General features: G+C 68.1%; 1 protein-coding gene. It reads left to right on the top strand.

Features of this window, described 5'->3' with window-relative positions; translation table 11 throughout:
- Positions 1-95: 95 nt before the first annotated feature.
- The coding region (locus ACWDKQ_RS35675; RefSeq protein WP_450143156.1) for a hypothetical protein at positions 96-2802 on the top strand (2707 nt) is incomplete at its 3' end.

The raw sequence follows: 2802 nt of genomic DNA, 5'->3' as shown, positions 1-2802 counted from the left end.
GATGGACTATCCAGTCCGGGCTCCGTGGTGGGGCGGAATCAGCACGGCTGTCCGATGTGGAATCCGCCCCGGTGCCCTTCGGTGAGCTGAAGCCGTTGAGAGACCCAGCGGATGAGTGGGGGTCTGAGCTGCGTGGTGGTGCGGGGTCGTTGCCGGATGTGGTGGATGGCGGGAGTGGGGTGCTGGGCGCGGGGGATTTGGCGGGGGTTTCTGAGGAGGGGAGCGAGGCGCTGGAGGCTTTCCAGGAGGCGACGGGTGTGCCTGGACGGCCGAGGCTGGTTGGGGTGGATGGTCACGCAGAGGATGGTCACAATGTGGTGGCGTTCCTGCGGATGCTGGACTGGTGGGGTGTTCTAGACCATGCGGTGGTGGTGAAGAAGTGGAAAACGACGTGGAGACCCCTCCCGCGGGGGTCGGACGGATTTTGGCACGCGGCTTCGGACAGTCGGGAGTTGGTGGAGGAGGGCACCCCCGCCTGTTATGTGATGGGCCAGTACGCGCCAGGGGAGACGCCGGATAGCGCCACGCGGCTCGAGGACTTGTGGGACCAGCTGACCCAGAGGCCAGCGGATCGGTTGGCGATGGTGCCGCCGCATCTGGATCCGAACGGGGAACTGCCCCCGCATACCCCGTTGGAGAACATCGGGGAGTCGGTGGAGTTCTTTGTGCATGTGGTGGACCCGGCTGGTGGCAGGGTGGAGTACGGGCTGGCGGATCAGGGGCTGTTGCGTCGTGGCCGCGAGGCCGAATGGGAGGGGTTGTTCGCGGTCTTGGAGGAGGCGGGGCCCGCGGAGTTGATGAGTATGGTCAACCCGGGGGTGCGCCGGGACCGGTATCTGGCTCAGGCGTTGGGGGTGGATGAGACCACGGCGCAGGTGTGGCGGATGTGGTCCCACCTGCCCGAAGGGTGGCATGCCGAGGCGTTGCGCCGGGCGATCACCGGGTCGGTGGTCAGCACTTACGGCGGGCGAGCGGAGGTCAAGACACTGGTCGAGACATTGGTACCGGCCGGTGCGCGGTATCAGGAGCGGTTGCGCGCTCTGGGCGAGCTCATGATGCCCCCAACCGATCGCCGCCCTCAGCTGGAGCTGGAGGGCGCGGCTGAGTACCGCGACGAGCTGCGGCACAAGGTGGACAGGCTCGGTGGCCTGGACCAGGTGGTGGCGAGCAGGCCCGACCTCCAGGTGGAAGTGCGCGACCTGGGCGCTCCGGCAGCGCAGCGTGCCGGGATGCGAGGCAGGCGGCCCAGTCCGCGGGATCTGAACGTGCTGCGCGAGCTGGCGCATGCCCTGGACGGTCGTGAGTTTGACTACCTCACGCGCTTCTTCGGCCCGGACTACGTGGTCGCCCACGCGGTCGGCGTTTCTGAGGAAGACGTGCAACAGTGGCGTCGTGGCCGTCCCGGTGATCGTGCGATGGTGCGCGGGATCGTGTTCGACAAGGTTGTCGAGGCGTTCGGGGGGCCGGAAGGGGCGGTCGCGGTGGCTAACCGATTGCGGGCGCTGGGCACCGAGATGGGCCTGCAGATGGCCAAGCGGGGGGAGCTGGACCCCCGGGAGGGCGTGCAGGTGGCCTCGGGAAGGCGGCCGGAGGGGCCATCTACCGCCGCGCGGGAAGTTTTCGGTTTGCCGACCACGCAGGAGTGGTGGGATTGGACTCTGGGCGAGGTGGTGGACTACGTCGCCGAGAGTGCTGTTCCGGCGGGAGTCCCGGATGGGGAATTGGTGGCTCACCTCGGCACGGCCCGGGCGGCCTTGGTGACCCATGTTGTCGAGTCCACGGCTCAGGCGTGGCTGGACGGCAGACAACAGCCTGCCCCGCACCATCTGCGGTTGATGCGCGAGGCTGCCCGGCTCCCGGGCTCGGAGCTGGTGCGTTACCTCGGCCCGGGCCGAGCACTCGACTTCGTCTGGTTTCCCGAGTCGAAGGTATGGAAGGTGTTGGCGGGCGTCACCGAGCTCCCTGCGGGGAGGGAGGAGGGGAGGCTGCGCCGGGCTGTTCTGGGGGCTATCACCGAGGGGCTCCTGCGGTGGCCGCAGCCGTTGAGGCGGGTGGTGTGGAGTGAGAACGGGATACGGGAGGCTGAGCGTCGTCTCGCGTGGGCCGATGCCACAAAGGGAGGCGAGTTCCCCTCCGGCGCATGGTCACAGTGGGAGGCGGTGGAGACCCAAGGTCTGAGTCTGCGGCCCGAATATCGAGAGGTCTTCGAGGGACTCGGGAGGTCGTTGAGGGCTTCGGTCAACTACATCGTTGTTCAGGTCCTGCTCGGCAATGAGGGCGCGAAGGCGATGGTGGAGGGCTCGGGCATCGTGATTCCTGACCCGGGTCCTGGCGCGGTCACGGGGTTGCTGGAGCAGATCGCCGACCATATCCGCGCCGCGAAGGGCCTGCTGCACGCTGGTGTGTTGCGGCGGGTGGTGGGAGGCGCGGCGAGTGAGCGGTTCCAGGCGGCGACGGGGGGTGTTGTCCCGCAGCTTCGGCTGACCGGTGGCCCCGATGCGGTGCGGGAGTTCATGCGGCAGACGGCGGCCGGGGATGTTCATTTCCTGGTGCTGAGGGTGCCGCCGGCGGCCTCGCAGGATGCTCCGCGGGCGGTGTATGTGAACGGCGACGACGCGAGTGCGTTCCTGGCCTCTGGTGGCTTTTTTGAAGGCGGGCCGGCGCATTATTTCCTGGACACCGTCCAGGGCGATGACAGACGGATCGGCCCCGAGTCGGCGTTGTCGTCGAAGGTGTTGGCGGGCGCGGGCGATGACGTGGCCTGGTGGGCTCAGCACGGCGAATTGGGTGGGCCGGAGCAGG

It is taken from the genome of Saccharopolyspora sp. NPDC000995 (genome assembly GCF_053599315.1).
Note: the sequence above shows the minus strand (reverse complement) of the source record. Positions and strands in the feature narration are given on the sequence as shown.